15 protein-coding genes are annotated in these 17,859 nt (G+C 71.3%); 9 read left to right on the forward strand and 6 right to left on the reverse strand.

Going from position 1 to position 17,859, the window contains the following annotated elements:
- The first annotated feature begins 80 nt into the window (after positions 1 to 80).
- Positions 81 to 1,754 carry a tetratricopeptide repeat protein gene (locus tag G9Q37_RS11075; RefSeq protein ID WP_166227256.1) on the forward strand — a complete coding sequence of 558 codons (1,674 nt, stop codon included), beginning with the start codon at positions 81 to 83 and terminating at the stop codon, positions 1,752 to 1,754.
- Positions 1,755 to 1,769: 15 nt separating this feature from the next.
- Here the strand turns inward: G9Q37_RS11075 and G9Q37_RS11080 are convergent, their stop codons facing one another.
- Positions 1,770 to 2,678: a LysR family transcriptional regulator gene (locus G9Q37_RS11080; protein WP_205710639.1), complete on the reverse strand. Its 909-nt coding sequence runs from the start codon at positions 2,676 to 2,678 to the stop codon at positions 1,770 to 1,772.
- A 92-nt stretch (positions 2,679 to 2,770) separates the two neighbouring features.
- On the opposite strand from G9Q37_RS11080, the gene G9Q37_RS11085 reads away from it, so the two are divergent.
- The 3 genes from G9Q37_RS11085 to G9Q37_RS11095 are packed head-to-tail and all read left to right on the forward strand — an operon-like array spanning position 2,771 to position 7,516.
- Positions 2,771 to 4,927: a thiamine pyrophosphate-dependent enzyme gene (locus tag G9Q37_RS11085; RefSeq protein ID WP_166227258.1), complete on the forward strand. Its 2,157-nt coding sequence runs from the start codon at positions 2,771 to 2,773 to the stop codon at positions 4,925 to 4,927.
- 4 nt (positions 4,928 to 4,931) lie between these two features.
- Positions 4,932 to 6,512, forward strand: a complete 1,581-nt coding sequence (locus tag G9Q37_RS11090) for an indolepyruvate oxidoreductase subunit beta family protein (RefSeq protein ID WP_166227259.1) — start codon at positions 4,932 to 4,934, stop codon at positions 6,510 to 6,512.
- Positions 6,513 to 6,547: 35 nt separating this feature from the next.
- Complete coding sequence (locus G9Q37_RS11095) at positions 6,548 to 7,516, forward strand: Bug family tripartite tricarboxylate transporter substrate binding protein (RefSeq protein ID WP_166227260.1); 969 nt, start codon at positions 6,548 to 6,550, stop codon at positions 7,514 to 7,516.
- Between the two features lie 16 nt (positions 7,517 to 7,532).
- On the opposite strand, the gene G9Q37_RS11100 is transcribed toward G9Q37_RS11095, so the two are convergent.
- Positions 7,533 to 7,739, reverse strand: a complete 207-nt coding sequence (locus tag G9Q37_RS11100) for a hypothetical protein (protein ID WP_166222752.1) — start codon at positions 7,737 to 7,739, stop codon at positions 7,533 to 7,535.
- Between the two features lie 86 nt (positions 7,740 to 7,825).
- Here G9Q37_RS11100 and G9Q37_RS11105 point away from each other — a divergent pair, with 86 nt between their 5' ends.
- From G9Q37_RS11105 to G9Q37_RS11125, 5 genes are all read left to right on the forward strand, one after another.
- The gene (locus G9Q37_RS11105) at positions 7,826 to 8,530 is read left to right on the forward strand and encodes an SDR family oxidoreductase (RefSeq protein ID WP_166227261.1); all 705 of its coding nucleotides are present in this window, start codon (positions 7,826 to 7,828) and stop codon (positions 8,528 to 8,530) included.
- Between the two features lie 65 nt (positions 8,531 to 8,595).
- Positions 8,596 to 9,381, forward strand: a complete 786-nt coding sequence (locus G9Q37_RS11110) for a hypothetical protein (protein ID WP_166227262.1) — start codon at positions 8,596 to 8,598, stop codon at positions 9,379 to 9,381.
- A 13-nt stretch (positions 9,382 to 9,394) separates the two neighbouring features.
- Complete coding sequence (locus G9Q37_RS11115; RefSeq protein ID WP_166227263.1) at positions 9,395 to 11,011, forward strand: hypothetical protein; 1,617 nt, start codon at positions 9,395 to 9,397, stop codon at positions 11,009 to 11,011.
- A gap of 32 nt (positions 11,012 to 11,043) precedes the next feature.
- A complete protein-coding gene (locus G9Q37_RS11120) occupies positions 11,044 to 12,501 on the forward strand; it encodes a hypothetical protein (protein ID WP_166227264.1) in 1,458 nt (485 codons plus the stop codon).
- A 50-nt stretch (positions 12,502 to 12,551) separates the two neighbouring features.
- Positions 12,552 to 13,514: a hypothetical protein gene (locus G9Q37_RS11125; RefSeq protein ID WP_166227265.1), complete on the forward strand. Its 963-nt coding sequence runs from the start codon at positions 12,552 to 12,554 to the stop codon at positions 13,512 to 13,514.
- Positions 13,515 to 13,539: 25 nt separating this feature from the next.
- On the opposite strand, the gene urtE is transcribed toward G9Q37_RS11125, so the two are convergent.
- Genes urtE through urtB form a run of 4 tightly spaced genes read right to left on the reverse strand, consistent with a single transcriptional unit; the run spans position 13,540 to position 17,844 of the window.
- Positions 13,540 to 14,244: an urea ABC transporter ATP-binding subunit UrtE gene (gene urtE, locus G9Q37_RS11130; RefSeq protein WP_166227266.1), complete on the reverse strand. Its 705-nt coding sequence runs from the start codon at positions 14,242 to 14,244 to the stop codon at positions 13,540 to 13,542.
- A 2-nt stretch (positions 14,245 to 14,246) separates the two neighbouring features.
- A complete protein-coding gene (gene urtD / locus G9Q37_RS11135; protein ID WP_166227267.1) occupies positions 14,247 to 15,122 on the reverse strand; it encodes an urea ABC transporter ATP-binding protein UrtD in 876 nt (291 codons plus the stop codon).
- Positions 15,119 to 16,243, reverse strand: coding sequence for an urea ABC transporter permease subunit UrtC (urtC, locus tag G9Q37_RS11140; protein WP_166227268.1), 1,125 nt, complete (start codon positions 16,241 to 16,243; stop codon positions 15,119 to 15,121). The genes urtD and urtC overlap by 4 nt, the downstream gene beginning before the upstream one ends.
- Positions 16,240 to 17,844, reverse strand: a complete 1,605-nt coding sequence (gene urtB, locus G9Q37_RS11145) for an urea ABC transporter permease subunit UrtB (RefSeq protein ID WP_166227269.1) — start codon at positions 17,842 to 17,844, stop codon at positions 16,240 to 16,242. Before urtB ends, urtC begins: the two co-directional genes overlap by 4 nt.
- Positions 17,845 to 17,859: the final 15 nt, after the last annotated feature.

Genomic DNA, 17,859 nt, shown 5'->3' on the forward strand with positions numbered 1-17,859 from the left:
CCTTGCCCGCCAGTTCCCGCGATCAACCGCCGGTCGCCGCCGGAGAATCCGAGCACGGCCCGGTGGGCCGAGGTATCCGCATGCGCTTTCTCGACAATCCCCTGCACGAATCGCAGGCCCTCGTGATCGAGGGCAACGCGCAATCGCGATCCATCATCGTGGCGCAACTGCGCGAGCTCGGCGTGGGCCACGTGTCGCAATGCGCGCGCGTCAACGACGCCCGCCGCAAGCTCGAGGCCCAGCGCTTCGACGTGGTCGTGTGCGAACAGCGCTTCGACAAGGAAAGCGGCTCGGGCCAGGAACTGCTCGACGACCTGCGCCGCCAGCAGATCCTGCCCTTCTACACGGTGTTCATCATGCTCACCGCCGAGGCCAGCTACAGCAAGGTGGCCGAAGCCGCCGAGTCGGCGCTCGACGCCTACCTGCTCAAGCCGCACACCGGCGCGCGCCTGGGCGAGAGCATCCTGAGCGCACGCGCCCGCAAGCGCGCGCTGCAGGCGATCTTCAGCGCCATCGACGAACAGGACTTCGAGCGCGCCGCCACGCTGTGCCTCGAACGCTTCCACGCGCGCCAGGACTACTGGCTCTATGCCGCGCGCATCGGCGCCGAGCTGCTGCTGCGCGGCGCCCGACTGGACGAAGCGCGCCAGCTCTACGAAGCCGTGATCGCGGCCAAGACACTGCCCTGGGCGCGCCTGGGCGTGGCCCGGGCCCAGCTCGAGGCGGGTCAGCCCGCCAAGGCCGTGACCACGCTCGAAGCCCTGCTCGCCGACGACGACGGCTACGCCGACGCCTACGACGTGATGGGCCGCGCGCACTTCGAACTCGGCAACTTCGAGCAGGCCCTGTCCACCTACGCCATGGCCACGCGGCTCACGCCCTCGGCCGTGAGCCGGCTGCTCAAGCACGGCATGCTGGCCTTCTACGGCGGCGACCGCGCCGAGGGCGTGGAACTGCTCGACCGCGCCGCGCGGCTGGGCGTCGATTCCAAGCTGTTCGACCCGCAGGCCCTGGTGCTGCTCGCGCTCGCGCGGCTCGACAACAACGACACGCGCGGCCTGCAGCGCTGCGTGGAACAGCTCGCGCGCAATGCCGACCGCAGTTTCGAACCCGAGCGCCCGCGCCGGCTGCACCGCTTCGCCACCGCCATCAACGCGCTGCACCACAAGAACAACGCCGAGGTGCAGGCCATCGCCACCGAGTTCATGAAGCAGGTGCGCGATCCGGCCTTCGACGTCGAGACCGCGTGCAACCTGCTCACGCTCATGACGCGCATGGTCGATCGCGGCGCCGCGCCGCCCGATGCCGAGGGCGTGGTCAACGCGATCGCCCTGCGCTTTGGCACCAGCCGCGCCATGAGCGAGCTGCTGGGCTGCGCCGCCAAGGGCCAGGCCGCCTGGACCAAGGCCCTGGCCAGCGGCCACGCGCAGGTGCTCAAGATCTCCGAAGAAGCCATGCGCCTGAGCCTCAAGGGCGACCCGGGCGGCACCGTGGAGCAGTTGCTGAGCGAGGCCGAGCGCCTGTGCAACGCCAAGCTCATCGAATCGGCGCACCAGGTGCTGCAGCGTTATGGCGAACGCATCGTCGCGCGCGGGCCGCTGCAGCAGCGCGTGGACACGCTGCGCGGCCTCTACCGCATGGCCTCGCTGCGCCTGGGCGAACAGACCGGCCACAGCACCGGCGCGGTGCCGCTGTCCAGCGGCTTCAAAAAGCCCGAGCGCGCCGGCCTGCTCGACGCGGCCCCCGCGGCCTGAGACCGCGCGCGGCGCTCAAGCCTGGGCGAACAGCCCGACCACGCCTTCGCGGAACCAGCGGTGCGCGGGGTTGGCCTCGAAGCGGTGGCTCCAGTGCAGCGACACGGTGAAGGCCGCACCCTCGAAGGCCGGCTCCACCACCGCACAGCCGCCGGCCTGCACGAAGCCGCGCGCGATGTTGCGCGGCATCACGCCGCACAGGTCGGTGGCCTGCACGATGCTGGGCAGCACCATGAAGTGTTCGGTGGTCAGGCGCAGGCGCTCCTGCAGGCCGGTGCGCTGCAGGATGCGCAGCGTGTCGGCGTGCGCGCGCACGGCCACGAAATCGAGCTGTTGCAGCGCCCGCAGCTGCGCCGCCCCGCGCAGGCCCTGCAGCCGCGCGCGCTGCGGGTGGCCGCTGCGCAGCAGCACCACGTAGCGGTCGCGCAGCAGCTCGGCGCGCCGCGTCTCGCGCACCTGCGGCAGGAAGCCGAAGGCGAAGTCGATCGCGCCCGCGTCGAGCGACTCGGCCAGCGCCGCGTGCGGCACCGGCAGCGTGGCCACACGCACGCCCGGCGCCTGCACGTGCAGCCAGGCCATGAGCTCGGGCAGGAAGCGGCCTTCGCCGATGTCGCTCATGTGGATGCGGAACAGGTGGCGCGAGGTGGCGGGGTCGAACACGCTGGTGCGGCCCAGCGCGCCTTCGAGCGCGTCGAGCGCGTCCTGCACCGCGTCGGCCAGCGCCACCGCGCGCGGCGTGGGGCGCACCCCGCCGGGCGCGCGCATGAACAGCGGGTCCTTCACGAGCAGGCGCAGCCGCGTGAGGCCGTGGCTCACGGCCGGCTGCGTCAGGCCCAGGCGCTCGGCCGCGCGGCTCACGCTGCCGGCGCGGTAGACCTCGGCGAACAACCGCAGCAGGTTCAGGTCGAGGTCTTTGACATGCATGGCGCTCATATCCGATAGTCGCCTCATTGTATGGATGGATGGCGCGTCAGCGCCCATACTCGTCCGGCTCAACACCCCACGGAGACAGGCGCTTGGAAGTTTCATTCGGCGAGGAGATCCAGTCCCTCCAGCTCGGCGCGGGCCATACCTTCCACGGCGAAGGCATCCTCGCGATCACCAAAGGCCTGCTGCAGTCGGGCGTGTCCTACGTGGGCGGCTACCAGGGCGCACCGGTCTCGCACCTGCTCGACGTGATGGTGCAGGCCAAGCCCTACCTCGACCGGCTCGGGGTGCACGTGGAGGCCTGCTCCAACGAGGCCTCGGCCGCGGCCATGCTGGGCGCGTCCATCCACTACCCGATCCGCGGCGCGGTCACCTGGAAGTCCATCGTGGGCACCAACGTGGCGGCCGACGCGCTGTCCAACCTGGCCTCGCCGGGCGTCACGGGCGGCGTGCTGATCGTGGTGGGCGAAGACTACGGCGAGGGCGCGAGCGTGATCCAGGAACGCACGCACGCCTACGCGCTCAAGAGCGGCATGCTGCTGCTCGACCCGCGGCCCGACCTCGCGCAGATGGTGCACATGGTCGAGCACGGCTTCCGGCTCTCCGAAGCGAGCAACATGCCGGCCATCATGGAGCTGCGCATCCGCGCCTGCCACGTGCGCGGCAGCTTCGAGGCCAAGGACAACGTCGCGCCCGCGATCTCCACCCAGCGCCTGATGCAGGAGCCTGCGGGCTTCGACTACATGCGCCTGGCCCACCCGCCCGTGACCTTCCGCCACGAGAAGCTCAAGGGCGAGCAGCGCATCCCCGCGGCGCGCCGCTACATCGCCGAGCACGGCCTCAACGAGCTGTTCGACGGCGAGCACAAGGACCTGGGTCTGATCGTGCAGGGCGGCCTCTACAACACGCTGATCCGCGCGCTGCAGCAGTTCGGCCTGGCCGACGCCTTCGGCCAGAGCCGCATCCCGCTGCTGGTCCTCAACGTGACCAGCCCGCTGGTGCCCGAGCAGCTCGAACGCTTCTGCGACGACAAGCGCGCCGTGCTGCTGCTCGAAGAAGGCCAGCCCGAGTACATCGAGCAGGAGCTCGCCACGCTGCTGCGCCGCGCCGGCATCGCGACCCCGCTGCACGGCAAAGACCTTCTGCCCAGCGCGGGCGAATACACGGCCGAGGTCATGGCCCAGGGCCTGGCCGGCTTCGTCGAGCGCTACCTGGCCGACGACACGAACGCGCTGGCCTCGGCGCGCGCCTGGCTGCAGGGCAATGCGCAGCGCCGCGCCGATGTGGCCAAGGCCCTGGGCACGCCGCTGCCCGCGCGGCCGCCGGGCATGTGCATCGGCTGCCCCGAGCGCCCGGTGTTCTCGGCGCTCAAGCTCGCGCAGCAGGACGTGGGCCCGGTGCACGTGGCCGGCGACATCGGCTGCCACGCGCTCGCCACCTTCGAGCCCTTCTCGTTCGGCCACTCCATCCTCGGCTACGGCATGAGCCTGGCCAGCCGCGCGGGCGTGTCGCCGCTGATGCGCCGGCGCGTGCTCTCGGTGATGGGCGACGGCGGCTTCTGGCACAACGGCCTGCTCACCGGCGTGCAGAGCGCGCTCTTCAACGGCGACGACGCGGTGCTGCTGATCTTCAAGAACGGCTACACCTCGGCCACCGGCACGCAGGACATCATCTCCACGCCGGCCGACGAGGCCAAGGAGCAGGCCGAGAACAAGGCGCAGAGCCTGGCGCACGTCAACCAGACCATCGAGACCACCCTGAAGGGCCTGGGCGTGAAGTGGCTGCGCACGGTGCACACCTACGAGGTCGACACGGTGCGCGCCACGCTCACCGAGGCCTTCACCACCGACTTCCAGGGCCTCAAGGTCATCGTCGCCGAAGGCGAATGCCAGCTCGAACGCCAGCGCCGCATCAAGCCCTGGATCGCGGGCCTGCTCAAGCGCGGCGAGCGCGTGGTGCGCGTGAAGTACGGCGTGGACGAAGACGTCTGCAACGGCGACCACGCCTGCATCCGCCTATCGGGCTGCCCCACGCTCACGCTCAAGGACAACCCCGACCCGCTCAAGGTCGACCCCGTGGCCACGGTGATCGACGGCTGCGTGGGCTGCGGCCTGTGCGGCGCCAACGCGCACGCCGCCACGCTGTGCCCCTCGTTCTACCGCGCCGAGGTGGTGCAGAACCCGCGCTGGCACGAGCGCCTGCTCGACGCCCTGCGCGCCCCCTTCGTCCGCATGCTCCAGGCCTGACGCCATGACCCACCCCATCTCCCTCCTGCTCTGCGCCCTCGGCGGTGAAGGCGGCGGCACGCTGACCGACTGGCTCGTGGACACCGCGCGCCACGCGGGCTACGCGGCCCAGGCCACCAGCATCCCCGGCGTGGCCCAGCGCACCGGCGCCACCACCTACTACCTCGAGGTCTTTCCGGTGCCGCTCGCGCAGCTCGGCGGCCGCCGCCCGGTGTTCGGCCTGAACCCCTTGCCGGGCCGCCTCGACGCGCTGGTGTCGTCCGAACTGCTCGAAACCGGCCGCCAGATCGCCAACGGCCTGGCCTCGGCCGGGCACACGCTGGTGATCAGCTCGTCCTCGCGCGCGCTCACCACCGCCGAGAAGATGGTGATGGGCGACGGCCGGCGCGACGAAGCCCCGCTGTTGGCCCTCATCCGCGACCACAGCCGCGCCCAGCACGTGCTCGACATGGCCGCGCTCACGCGCGAGGCCGGCACCGTGGTGAGCGCCGTGATGCTCGGCGCCATCGCGGCCAGCGGCCTGCTGCCCTTCGCGCGCACCGACTACGAGGCCGTGGTGGGCCAGGGCGGCCACGCCAAGGCCAGCCTGCGCGGCTTCGCGCTCGCCTTCGATGCCGTGACGCGGCAACGCGAACAGGCGCGCTGGGTCGAGCAGGTCATGGCCGAGAGCGACGACGACGCGCCGCTGGCGGCACCCGCCACGCCAGCGGCCCTGCTCGCGCCCTTTCCCACCGCGCTGCACGACATCGTGGCCCTGGGCCACGCGCGCGCCGTGGAGTACCAGAACGCGGCCTACGGCCAGCGCTACCTCGATCGGCTGCAGCGCGTGCTCGAGGCCGAGCGCGCGGGCGACCCCGCTGCGGCCCAGGGCTTCGCCACCACGCGCGAGACCGCGCGCTGGCTCGCGCTGTGGATGGCCTTCGACGACATCGTGCGCGTGGCCGAACTCAAGGCGCGCGCCAGCCGCGCCGCGCGCGTGCGCCGCGAGGTCAAGGCCGGCGAGGCCGAGCTGCTGCGCGTGTACGACCACTTCAAGCCCGGCGCGCCCGAGTTCGCCGCGCTGCTGCCCGAGCCGCTGGCGCGCCGCGTGCTCGCCTGGGACCAGCGCCGCGTGCAGGCCGGCCAGGCGCCCTGGGCCTTGCCGCTCAAGGTCTCGAGCCACGGCGTGTTCGGCCTGCTCGCGCTGCGCACGCTCGCGGCCTGCAAGGGCCTGCGCGCGCGCGGCAGCCGCTTCGCCACCGAGCAGGCGCTGATCGAGCGCTGGCTCGCGGCCATCGAGCGCGGCGCGCGCGCCGACGCGCGCCTGGGCCACGAGCTCGCGCAATGCGGCCGCCTCATCAAAGGCTACGGCAGCACCAACGAACGCGGCAAGGACAACCTGCTGCACATCGTCGACCACCTCGCCGACCCCGCGCGCCCCGACGCGGCCAGCGCCGTGGCGCAGGCGCGCACGGCCGCGCTCGCCGACGAGGCCGGCACCGCGCTCGACCGCACGCTGCAACAGCACGGCGCGCCGGTGCGGCCGATCAAGCCGCAACCGATCCGCTGGCACCACAACCCGCGCCTGAAGAAACAGCGCGTCTGAGTTTTCCTTTCCCACAACAGCACCGGAGACACGACATGAAGACCTTGCTGACCGCCACCGCCCTCGCCGCCGCCGCGCTGCTGGCCGCGCCCGCCGCGCTCGCGCAGGCCTGGCCCGACAAACCCGTGAAGGTGGTGGTGGGCTTTGCGCCCGGCGGCGCGGCCGACCAGATCGCGCGCCTCGTGGCCACGCCGCTCGGCGAAGCCCTGGGCCACAGCGTGGTGGTGGAAAACCGCGCGGGCGCCAACGGCAACGTGGCCGGCGAGGCGGTGGCCAAGGCGGCGCCCGATGGCTACACGCTGCTGCTGTCCTCCGGCGGCATGGTGTCGGTGAACCCGCACCTCTACCCGCGCATGGCCTTCGACCCGACCAAGGACCTCGTGCCCGTGGCCTCGGCCGCGCGCGTGGCCGTGTACCTGATGGCGCGCAATGGTCTGGAGGTGAACAACATCAAGGACTTCATGGCCTACGTGAAGGCGCGCCCGGGCAAGCTCAGCTACGGCTCGCCGGGCAACGGCAGCTCGCCGCACCTGGCCGGCGAGATGTTCAAGAGCCAGGCCGGCCTGTACGCGGTGCACGTGCCCTACCGCGGCGCAGCGCCTGCGCTCAACGACCTGCTGGGCAACCAGATCGACTACACCTTCGACCCCGGCATCGGCCTGCAGCACGCCAAGAGCGGCCGCCTCAAGCTGCTCGCGGTGGGCAGCAGCAAACGCTCGCCGCTGTTCCCCGACGTGCCCACGCTCGACGAGGCCGGCCTCAAGGGCTTCGACGCCGACACCGTGTTCGGCTTCTACGCGCCCGCGGGCACGCCGGCGGCCGTGATCACGCGCCTGAACACCGAGATCAACAAGATCCTGGCCACGCCCGCGGTGCGCGAGCGCCTGGTGAACCTGGGCGGCGAAGCCCTGCCGCTGTCGCCGGCCGAGTTCGGCCGCCGCGGCATGGACGACTCGAAACGCTTCGGCGCGATCATCAAGGAACGCAAGATCACCGCGGATTGAGAGGGCTCTCGCGCCTTCAAGCCAGGTACACGGCCACGAAGGCGAACATGAAGATCTGCAGCACCCCCATCGCCGGGATCACGAACGGCATGAGGGGCATGACCTCTTCGAGCAGGTCGGTGGCGATCTCGTCGGTGTAGGCCTTGAGCTCGGGGTCGGAATAGTCGGCCGGGTGCTCGGCCAGGGCCTGGTCCGGCGGTGGGTGCTGGTGGGCGTGCGACATGGCGGCCTCCTGGTCTGGGGCCCGTCGCCGGCAAACCCCATGCCCGGTCCCGCCACAATGGCGGGCTCGCACAACAGGAGTCCTGCATGGCAGAACACAAAGTCGCCATCGTCACCGCGGGTGGCAGTGGCATGGGCGCGGCGGCCGCACGCCGCCTCGCGGCCGATGGGTACCACGTCGCCATCCTGTCCTCGTCGGGCAAGGGCGAGGCGCTCGCGCGCGAGCTCGGCGGCCTGGGCGTGACCGGCTCCAACCAATCGAACGACGACCTGCAGCGCCTGGTCGACCAGACCCTGCAGCGCTGGGGCCGCATCGACGTGCTCGTGAACAGCGCGGGCCACGGCCCCAAGGGCCCGCTGCTCGACATCACCGACGAGCAATGGCACCTGGGCATGGACGTGTACCTGCTCAACGTGATCCGGCCCACGCGGCTGGTGACGCCGCACATGGTGAAGCAAGGCGGCGGCGCCATCGTCAACATCTCCACCGCCTGGGTCGGCGAGCCCAGCCCCATGTTCCCCACCTCGGCCGTGGCGCGTTCGGGCCTGGCGGCCTTCACCAAGCTGTTCGCCGACCAGTACGCGGCGCAGAACGTGCGCATGAACAACGTGCTGCCAGGCTGGATCGACAGCCTGCCGCAAACCGATGCGCGCCGCGACAGCGTGCCCATGCAGCGCTACGGCACGGCCGACGAGATCGCCGCCACCGTGGCCTTTCTCGCGGGCGAGGGCGCGGCCTACATCACGGGCCAGAGCCTGCGCGTGGACGGGGGTTTGATGCGCTCGGTGTGAGCGCGCACCGGAACCCACCCCGGTAGGGCGTTTCTCAGCGGGCTCACCAGCCCAGGGAGACGCCCATGAACCGCACCACCACCGCTTCGCCCCCCACCCAGGCCCTGCTGCTCGGGCACCTCATGCACCGGCCGGGCTCGCCCAGACTGCAGGCCCTGGTGGAGGACGTGACGCTCGACCTCGACCACCAATCGAGCGCCACCCAGGTCCAGGTCCACGCCGACCTGTGCGCCCAGCTCGTGGCCGATCGCGATCCGGCCTCCAGAACCGAGGGCCTGCTGCTCGACCTCATGATCGCCCTCGATCCCGGGCTCGCACGCCACGCCCGGTGCAGCGCCATGTTCGGTCAGCTGCAGCAGGCCCTCGCCCAATACGAGGCCAGTTCGTGGATCGAGGCCGGGCCCGCGCTGGCCGCGCTGCCCGCCGCAGGACAGCCCTGGTCCCTCTCGGAATGGCACCTGCTCAACGGCCTGTGCGAAATGCGGCGGCGCGAGCGGCTCACGCCCGCGCAGGCCAGCACCGTGATCGACCGCGTGGCCGACCTGTTGCGGCACCTGCTCGCCATCGCGCCACCCAATGCCGCCGTGCACCCCGTGAGCGTGGTCCATGAACGCGCGGGCGACGCGGTGCTCGAGGCCTTCACGCGCCTCGCGGTCGCCGACCAGATCCGGCTGCTGCGCACGCAGCCCCACGCCGCGGCCTGTGCCTTCATCGCGCATCTCGCCCAGCACGGCGGGCAAACGCGCCTTGACCCGCACCGCCCTCTGGAAGCCTTGATCGAGGCCGGCAAGGGCGAACTCGACGAAGCCACCCTGGCCGTGCTGCGCAGCTGGTTGAACATCCTCGGCTGAGACCTGGGCGGCCATGAAGAGAACCACCGCGCGCCTCACGCCAGCCTCCCCATCCTCATTCCGCTGCGCCTCATCGCCCGCCGACACACCCCCCTCGCCGCCGCAGAACCACCCGGCCGCGCTGGCCGCGCTGCTGACGGAGCGGCCGGCCGATGGCCTGCATGCGGTGGACCAGCACCTGCGCCGCATCGGCAGCCTCGGCGACTGGCTCGCGGCCCTCGACATGCTCGACCAACCGGCGCTGTGCGCGGTCGCGGGGCTGCACGGCTGGCTGCTGGCGCTGGGCCTGCAATGGGCGCAGGACGAACCCGAGGCCCTGGCCCACGGCGTGTCGCGCCTGATGGCCAGCGCCGACACCGAAGCGCAACAGCGCTCGCTGAACGAGGTGCTGCTCTCGAACCTGCCCAGCGTCAGCGAGGCCTTGCGCCACCACCTGCTGAACGAACTCGGCGCGCGCGCCGACGGCGAAGGCGCGCTGCCGCCGCCATGGGCCACGCTGAAGTCCCTGCTGCAGCCGCCGCCCATCGAGGACCTGCCGGTGGGGCGGCCCGAGTCCGCGCCGTTGCCCTGGTCCCTGCCCTGGCTGCTCCAGCAGGACGCGGGCGGGCATCTGCTACGGCGTCATCTGCTGCGATGGCCCGACGACACCACACCCACGCCCCACACGGCAGGCGAACTGCAGTGCCTCGCGCAGCGTGCGGTGCTCGTGGCGGTGAACCGATCGCTCTACCACAACGAACACCTCAAACCGCCCGCGGGCGAACCCCGGCTGCGCTGGTCCTTGGGACTGAACCGCTTCACCGCCGCGCTGCGGCCGCTGGGGCATGAGCCGTTCCTGAGCGAGCGTGCCCTCGCCAGCATCGGTACCGCCCTGGCCCCGCTGATCGATGGCGCGCCGGCCGGGCAGGCCCCGTGGTGCCACGAGCTGGTGGCCCAGCGCCTGGTCCAGCCGTTGCCCGCGGCCTTCCTGGTCGAGGTGATGCAGCAACTTCCCGAGTGGCTGGTGCCGCGCGTGCATGGGGAACTGCTGCGCCGCGTCCTGTGCGTCGCGCCCCGGCACGCCATGCTCGCGCCCCAGGGCGATCTGCTGACGCTGCTCATGGCGGTGTGGCCGCAATTGGGCCGGCTGCCCGCCGAGGCCCAGGCGGCCTGCCTGTTCGAGGCGCTGGTGCTGCTGCGCGACACCGAGGCCGCGGCCGGCGCGCGCGCCACCTTCGACAACCTGGTGGAGGCAGAGCCCGGGCTGCATCCGCTGCAACACACCCTCGACACGGTGCTGGCCTATCTGCAAGCGCCTGCACAGGCCTCGCCCGAACAGCTCGAAGCGCTGCTCGCGCACCTCGAGCGCGAACCGGCCGTGTGGGGCGCGGCCGACCTCGTGCTGCTGCAGGTCCTGGCGGCGCTGCGGGTGCCACCCACCGCGGTGCCCATCACCCCGCAGACGGATGTACACGCCCGGCGGGTCGTCGCGCTGCTGAGCCGCTTCCTGCGCCACCTGTGCGCGCTGCACCGCGGCGAGGCCGCCATCACCGAGCACCGCGCGCTCGCCCCTTTCCCCGGGCACGTGCTGCAGGCCGCGCTCGCCACGCTCGATCCCGACGAGCAGGCGCAGATCGAGCGCGCCGCGTGAAGCGCGCATCTATCCACCCGGGCCACCCCACCATGAACCGCCTCACCCCCTCCACATCGCGACAAGCCAGCGCCCACCCAGGCCCCGATGAGCCCCTTGCGACAGTGCACAGCGAGCCGCCCGCGGCAGAGGCCGCGCCGCACGCGCTCGACGGGCTGCTCGGGTTCGACCCGGGCGTGCACATCCTCGCGCACTTGCGGCCCACCGACCTCACGCCTCCCCTGCCCGAGGAATACATCCGGCGCTGGGCCCGCGACCTGCGCAACCTGGCGCTCACGAACCAGGCGATTGCGCAGCGGGTGCGCGCGGTGGCCGGCGACGACCTGAAGCAGCTGTGCTGGGCCCTGCGCTTCACACGCTGCGAAGACGCGGCCGACGCAGTGGCCTGGCGCAGCGTCGGCGATGCCTCGCAGGGCGAGCCAGGGGCCGATGGCCGGCTTCTTCTGCAGAAGATCACGTCCCTGCTCGATCCGGCGCTCGCCACCCCCGGCGTGCCCGACGCGGCCCGCGACGCCCGCTGGCGCCTGAGCCTGCTGGTGCGTCCGCTGATGCGCGTCGACCACCGGCCCGTGCTCGAGACGATCGTCGGCGCGCTCATGGAACACGCCCGCGCACAGGCGGCCACGCCCAGCGCCCAGCCGGTCGACCTCGCGCCGCTCGCGCACCGCCTGATCGTTGCCGCGGCCAACCGCCACGGCACGGTCATGGTGCCGGCGACTGCCGCCGCCCTGCAGCCCCTGAACGCCCACTTCGCCTCGCTGACACCCCAGCTGCAGGCCGCCTGCCTCATCGAACTGGCCGTTCTGAATCGGGCCCATGCGTCCTGGCTCGAAAAACGGGTGTCGGAACTCGACAAGCTGCGCGACGGCAGCCCCGATGCCGCCACCCGCGCCCTGTTCGACCACGCCCGGGACGAGCTCCAAGACATCGTGGGCTTTCTGCAGGCCCCCAACGCCGCCTCCAACGAAGCGGTGGCGCGCCGGCTCGAACGCCTCCCGACCGACGACATCCCCTGGGGACCGGCCGACGTGACCGTGCTGGCGGCCCTGAGCCACCTCGCACAGCCGCCCAAGGGCGCACCGTGCGGGCTGCCCGTGGACTTGCGGCTCGACACGGCCCGCGCGGTGCGCCGCTGGCTCAGGCACCTGTGCGCGCTCAACAAGGGCCATGCGCACGTGCACGAGCAGTTCCTGTTGTCGTCGGTGCAGCCCACGGTGCTGTGGCACGCGCTGCGCGGGCTGGGGCCGGCGCAGATGTGCTGGCTGCTGCGCCGCAACCCCGGCACGCCGGCACACGCCACGCTGGCCAGCCTCGTGCATGCCTTGTCGCTCGACGCCTCGGTGCCGCTCGATGCGCGCATCGACGTGCTCAGGCCCTGGCTGGCCGCACCGGCGCCGGGACAGCGCGACAGCCTGAGCGAGCCAGCACGGGCCGCCTTGCAGGCCGACCTCGATCAACTGCTGGCCGAGCGCAACCCAGGCCCCGGTTGACCGGGCGCTTTTGCACCGGCGGGTCGCCCCCCCTTTCCCTGGAATCCCCCATGCACAAGAGCACCACCGCCTGGGCCCGCGCGCGAAACCCCGTCGCGGGGCTCCCCGTTGCCCCGCTCGAGCCGTCCGAACCAGCCACGCTTTCGCTGGGCGGTCTGCTCGGCCGGGACCTGGCCCTGATCACGCCGGTGCCGGCCCATGCGGGGCCGCTGTTGCGGCGGCGGCTGGAACTGCTGCTCGTGCGCCTGATCTCCAGCGGCCCGGCCGAGGCCATCGCCCCGGTCGTGGCATCGCTGTTTGCGCACGCGCAGACCACGAACCCCGTGGATGTCACGCACCTCGGACCTTGCGTGCTCGCGGTGGCCGCCCGACAGCACCGCCTGCAGCCCATCAGGCCGCAGCCCTTCGTGCGGCTGGTGAACACGCACTTTTGCTTGCTGCCCCCACCCGCGCAGGCGGTCTGTTTCCTCGAAACCGGCGTTCTGGTGCGCCGTGAACCCGACCTGCTCGCGCCCCTGCTCGAGACACTCGCGCAGAAGGCCTCGGCGCATCCGTCGGACTTCGGGCCCACGCAGGCGGTCTTGCTGGCCGCGCTGGATTTTCTGACCCGGCCCGGCATGCCCACCCAACCGACGATGACCGCGATGGTCGATCACCTGCTGCGCGAAGACGCGCTGTGGGGCGCGTCGGATCTCGCCGTGCTGATGAGGCTGGCGGGCCTGGCCGCACCGCCCCAAGGCGTGCCCACGGTGGTGGATGCGCCGCTGCGTTCGCGCATCGTCGAGGCCACGGCGCGCTTCCTCGGGCACCTGAGCCAGCTGCACCGGCGCGAGCCGCACATCCTTGAACAGGAGCTCGTGAGCATGCTGGCGCCCGGCGTGCTGTGGGCCGCGATCGAGACATTGAATCCCGAGGACCGGCGCCGCGTCCTGAACCGCCCGCCGGGCGGACCCTCGCTGGCCGAACAGGTCCCGCTGATCCGCGACCGGCTCCGGCAGGAGCGCGGCGACTGAAGCCGCTGCACCCGTCCCGCGTTCCTCAGATCGCCACCAGTTGCCGGATGCCCTTTTCCTGCATCTCGCTGCCCGGCCCGCTGGCGATCACCTCGCCGCGCTCCATCACGAGGTAGCGGTCGGCCAGGGCCTCGGCGAAGTCGTAGTACTGCTCCACCAGCAGGATCGCCATCGGCTCGCCATCCAGGCCCTGGTCGGCGAGCTGGCGCAGCACGCGGCCGATGTCCTTGATGATGTTGGGCTGTATGCCCTCGGTGGGCTCGTCGAGGATCAGCACCTTGGGCTTGCTCGCGAGCGCGCGCGCGATCGCCAGCTGTTGCTGCTGCCCGCCCGACAGATCGCCGCCGCGGCGGCCCAGCATCTGCTGCAGCACCGGGAACAGCTCGAACAGCTGCGGCGGCACCGGCGTGCCCGCGGGCCGCGTGGCCAGGCCCATCTGCAGGTTTTCCTGCACCGTCAGCCGCGCGAAGATCTCGCGCCCCTGCGGCACGTAGCCCATGCCCAGGTGCGCGCGCACGTAGGGTGCGGCCGTGTGCACCGCCTGCCCGTTGAACACGATGCCGCCGCTCTTGATGGGCACCAGGCCCATGAGCGACTTGAGCAGCGTGGTCTTGCCCACGCCGTTGCGGCCCAGCACCACCGTCACTTCACCTGCGCGCGCCTGCAGGCTCACGCCGCGCAGGATGTGGCTGCCGCCGTAGTACTGGTGAACGTCTTTGACTTCAAGCATGGTCATCGCCCAAGGTAGACCTCGATCACGCGCTCGTCGGCCTGCACCTCGTCGAGCGTGCCCTCGGCCAGCACCGCGCCATCGCACAGCACCGTGACCTTCTCCGAGATGGTGCGGATGAAGGCCATGTCGTGCTCGACCACCATCAGCGAGTGCTTGCCCTTGAGCGTGAGGAAGAGCTGCGCGGTGCGCTCGGTTTCTTCATCGGTCATGCCGGCCACGGGCTCGTCGAGCAGCAGCAGCTTGGGCTCCTGCATGAGCAGCATGCCGATTTCCAGCCACTGCTTCTGGCCGTGGCTCAGTTCGCCCGCGCGGCGCGTGACGTGCCCGGCGAGGTGGATGGTGGTGATCACCTCGGCCAGGCGGTCGCGCTGTTCGCCATTGGGGCGAAAGTGCATCGAAGGCCACACGCGCTTGTTGGTCGCGAGCGCGAGTTCGAGGTTCTCGTACACGCTGAGCTGCTCGAACACCGTGGGCTTCTGGAACTTGCGGCCAATGCCCAGCGTGGCGATCTCGGCCTCGCGGTGGCGCAGCAGGTCGATGGTGGAGCCGAAGAACACCGTGCCCTTGTCGGGGCGGGTCTTGCCGGTGATGATGTCCATCATCGTGGTCTTGCCCGCGCCGTTGGGCCCGATGATGCAGCGCAGCTCGCCGGGCGCGATGTCCAGCGACAGACCGTTGATGGCCTTGAAGCCGTCGAAGGCCACGTGCACGTCTTCGAGGTAGAGGATGCGGCCGTGCGTGACATCGACCTCGCCCGGCGTCACCACGCGCGAGAAGCCCGCCTTGCGGCCGCCCGATTCGGTGTTGCCCGCGGGCCGCAGGCCCGCGGCCTTCTGCAGGCGCTCGGCGCCCGATTGCATGAGGTCGGGCGTCATGCGGCGCCTCCCTTCTTCAGCTTCTTCAACAGGCCCACCACCCCCTGTGGCATGAACAGCGTGACCGCGATGAACAGCGCGCCGAGCACATAAAGCCAGAACTCGGGGAAGGTCACGGTGAGCCAGCTCTTGGCGCCGTTGACCAGGAAGGCCCCCACGATGGGGCCGATCAGCGTGCCGCGCCCGCCCACCGCGGCCCAGATCGCGATCTCGATGCTGTTGGCCGGGCTCATCTCGCTCGGGTTGATGATGCCCACCTGCGGCACGTAGAGCGCGCCGGCCACGCCGCACATCACGGCCGAGATGGTCCAGATGGCGAGCTTGTAGGGCAGCGGGTCGTAGCCGCAGAACATGGTGCGGTTCTCGGCGTCGCGGATGGCCTGCAGCACACGGCCGAACTTGCTGCGCACCAGCCAGCGCGCCAGCAGGAAGCAGCCCAGCAGCGTGAGGCCCGTGAGCACGAACAGCACCATGCGCATCTGCGGCGTGGCAATGGCGATGCCCAGGATGCGCTTGAAGTCGGTGAAGCCGTTGTTGCCGCCGAAGCCGGTCTCGTTGCGGAAGAACAGCAGCAGCGCGGCGTAGGTGAGCGCCTGCGTGATGATGGAGAAGTACACGCCCTTGATGCGCGAGCGGAAGGCGAAGTAGCCGAACACGAAGGCCACGCCGCCGGGCACGAGCACGATCAGGCACAGGGTGGCGAGGAAGCTGTCGGACAGCGCCCAGTGCCAGGGCAGTTCCTTCCAGTCGAGGAACACCATGAAGTCGGGCAGGTCGCTCTGGTACTGGCCGTCGCGGCCGATCTGGCGCATGAGGTACATGCCCATCATGTAGCCGCCGAGCGCGAAGAACAGGCCGTGGCCCAGCGACAGGATGCCGCTGTAGCCCCAGATCAGGTCCATCGCGAGCGCGCAGATCGCGTAGCACATGATCTTGCCGATCAGGCTCACGAGGTAGTCGCTCAGGTGCAGCGGACTGTCGGGCGGCACCACGAGGTTGAGCACCGGCGCCAGCGCGCCCACCACGAGAAGCGCCACCAGGAAGGCGCTCCAGCCGGCGCGCGTGAGCAGGGGCGCGCGCTGCGGCAGCACCACGCCGGGGGTTTGGGGCAGGCCGCTCATGCTTCCACGCTCCGGCCCTTGAGGGCAAAGATGCCTTGCGGGCGTTTCTGGATGAACACGATGATGAACACCAGCACCGCGATCTTGGCGAGCACGGCACCGGCCCAGCCTTCGATGAACTTGTTGAGCAGGCCCAGGCCGAGCGCGGCGTACACCGTGCCCGCGAGCTGGCCCACGCCGCCCAGCACCACCACCATGAACGAGTCCACGATGTAGGCCTGGCCGAGGTCGGGGCCCACGTTGCCGATCTGCGAAAGCGCACAACCCGCCAGGCCCGCGATGCCCGAGCCGAGCGCGAAGGCCCAGGTGTCGATGCGTGCGGTGTTCACGCCCATGCAGGCGGCGATCGGGCGGTTCTGCGTGACGCCGCGCACGAACAGGCCGAGCCGGGTGCGCGCGATCAGCAGCGACACGCCGATCAGCACCGCGGCCGCGAAGGCCAGGATGACGAGCCGGTTGTAGGGCAGGTTCAGGCTGCCGAGCAGCGTGATACCGCCGCTCATCCAGCTCGGGTTCTCCACCGCCACGTTCTGCGCGCCGAACAGGCTGCGCACGAGCTGCATGAGCACCAGCGAAATGCCCCAGGTGGCGAGCAGCGTCTCCAGCGGGCGGCCGTAGAGGAAGCGGATCACCGTGCGCTCCATCACCGCACCCACCAGGGCCGAGGCGGTGAAGGCCACGGGCAGGGCCACCAGCAGGTAGGCGTCGAACCAGCCGGGCAGGTGCTGGCGGAAGAAGGCCTGCACGAGCCAGGTGGCGTACGCGCCGATCATGATCAGCTCGCCGTGCGCCATGTTGATCACGCCCATGAGGCCGTAGGTGATGGCCAGGCCCAGCGCCGCGAGCAGCAGGATGCTGCCCAGGCTGATGCCGGTGAAGGCCTGGCCCAGGCCGCTGGCGAGCGCCACGCGGCGGTCGATGGCGGTCAGCGATTGGCCCAGCGCGGCCTTGACCTTGGCGCTGCTCTCCTGCTTCAGGCGGTCTTCGATCAGCGGCCGCACGATGGGCTGGCGCGCTTCGCCGAGCTTGGTGGCCGCGGCCAGGCGCACGGCCTCGTCCTCGCTGGCGAGCTGCAGCGCGGCCTGCGCGAGCTCGAGCGACTGGCGCGTGGCGGCGTCGAGCGTGTCGAGCGCGAGCGCCTTTTCAATCAGGGGCAGGCCTTCGGGATCGGGGTCGCTGAAGGCGCTGCGTTGCAGGCTGCGCGCGGCCTCGCGCTGGCGCGCGGGGCCGGCGGTGAACAGCTCGATGCCGGCCAGCGCGGTGTCGAGCACGCCGCGCAGCCGGTTGTTGACCATGGCGTCGCCGGCCGCCTCGGGCAGGGCCGCGGGCTGGCCGGTCACGGCGTCGACCGCCGTGGCGCCGCTGACGATGAAGACGCGGTCGTCCGTGTGCTTCAAGGCCTCGTCGGCCAGCGCGCGGATCAGCGCGTGGCCGCGCTCATCGCTCGCGGCCGCGAGGCGGTTGATGGCATCGATGCGCTCGTCGGTCGCACCCTGGGCCACGGCCAGGGCGTCTTCCACGGTGAGCGCCCGGGCCGGCGCGCCGGCCAGGAGCCCGAAGGCCCCCAGCCACACGCTCCACAGAACGAACAGTCGTCGCATCGTCATCGGTCCGAT

It is taken from the genome of Hydrogenophaga crocea (genome assembly GCF_011388215.1).
Lineage (GTDB): Bacteria > Pseudomonadota > Gammaproteobacteria > Burkholderiales > Burkholderiaceae_C > Hydrogenophaga > Hydrogenophaga crocea.

Bases quoted from the DNA above. Each gene is read 5' to 3' on its own strand.
- G9Q37_RS11075 (WP_166227256.1), top strand. From the start codon at position 81: ATGCGCTTTCTCGACAATCCCCTGCACGAATCGCAGGCCCTCGTGATC.
- G9Q37_RS11080 (WP_205710639.1), bottom strand. From the start codon at position 2,678: ATGCATGTCAAAGACCTCGACCTGAACCTGCTGCGGTTGTTCGCCGAG.
- G9Q37_RS11090 (WP_166227259.1), top strand. From the start codon at position 4,932: ATGACCCACCCCATCTCCCTCCTGCTCTGCGCCCTCGGCGGTGAAGGC.
- G9Q37_RS11095 (WP_166227260.1), top strand. From the start codon at position 6,548: ATGAAGACCTTGCTGACCGCCACCGCCCTCGCCGCCGCCGCGCTGCTG.
- G9Q37_RS11100 (WP_166222752.1), bottom strand. From the start codon at position 7,739: ATGTCGCACGCCCACCAGCACCCACCGCCGGACCAGGCCCTGGCCGAG.
- G9Q37_RS11105 (WP_166227261.1), top strand. From the start codon at position 7,826: ATGGCAGAACACAAAGTCGCCATCGTCACCGCGGGTGGCAGTGGCATG.
- G9Q37_RS11110 (WP_166227262.1), top strand. From the start codon at position 8,596: ATGAACCGCACCACCACCGCTTCGCCCCCCACCCAGGCCCTGCTGCTC.
- G9Q37_RS11115 (WP_166227263.1), top strand. From the start codon at position 9,395: ATGAAGAGAACCACCGCGCGCCTCACGCCAGCCTCCCCATCCTCATTC.
- G9Q37_RS11120 (WP_166227264.1), top strand. From the start codon at position 11,044: ATGAACCGCCTCACCCCCTCCACATCGCGACAAGCCAGCGCCCACCCA.
- G9Q37_RS11125 (WP_166227265.1), top strand. From the start codon at position 12,552: ATGCACAAGAGCACCACCGCCTGGGCCCGCGCGCGAAACCCCGTCGCG.
- urtE (WP_166227266.1), bottom strand. From the start codon at position 14,244: ATGCTTGAAGTCAAAGACGTTCACCAGTACTACGGCGGCAGCCACATC.
- urtD (WP_166227267.1), bottom strand. From the start codon at position 15,122: ATGACGCCCGACCTCATGCAATCGGGCGCCGAGCGCCTGCAGAAGGCC.
- urtC (WP_166227268.1), bottom strand. From the start codon at position 16,243: ATGAGCGGCCTGCCCCAAACCCCCGGCGTGGTGCTGCCGCAGCGCGCG.
- urtB (WP_166227269.1), bottom strand. From the start codon at position 17,844: ATGCGACGACTGTTCGTTCTGTGGAGCGTGTGGCTGGGGGCCTTCGGG.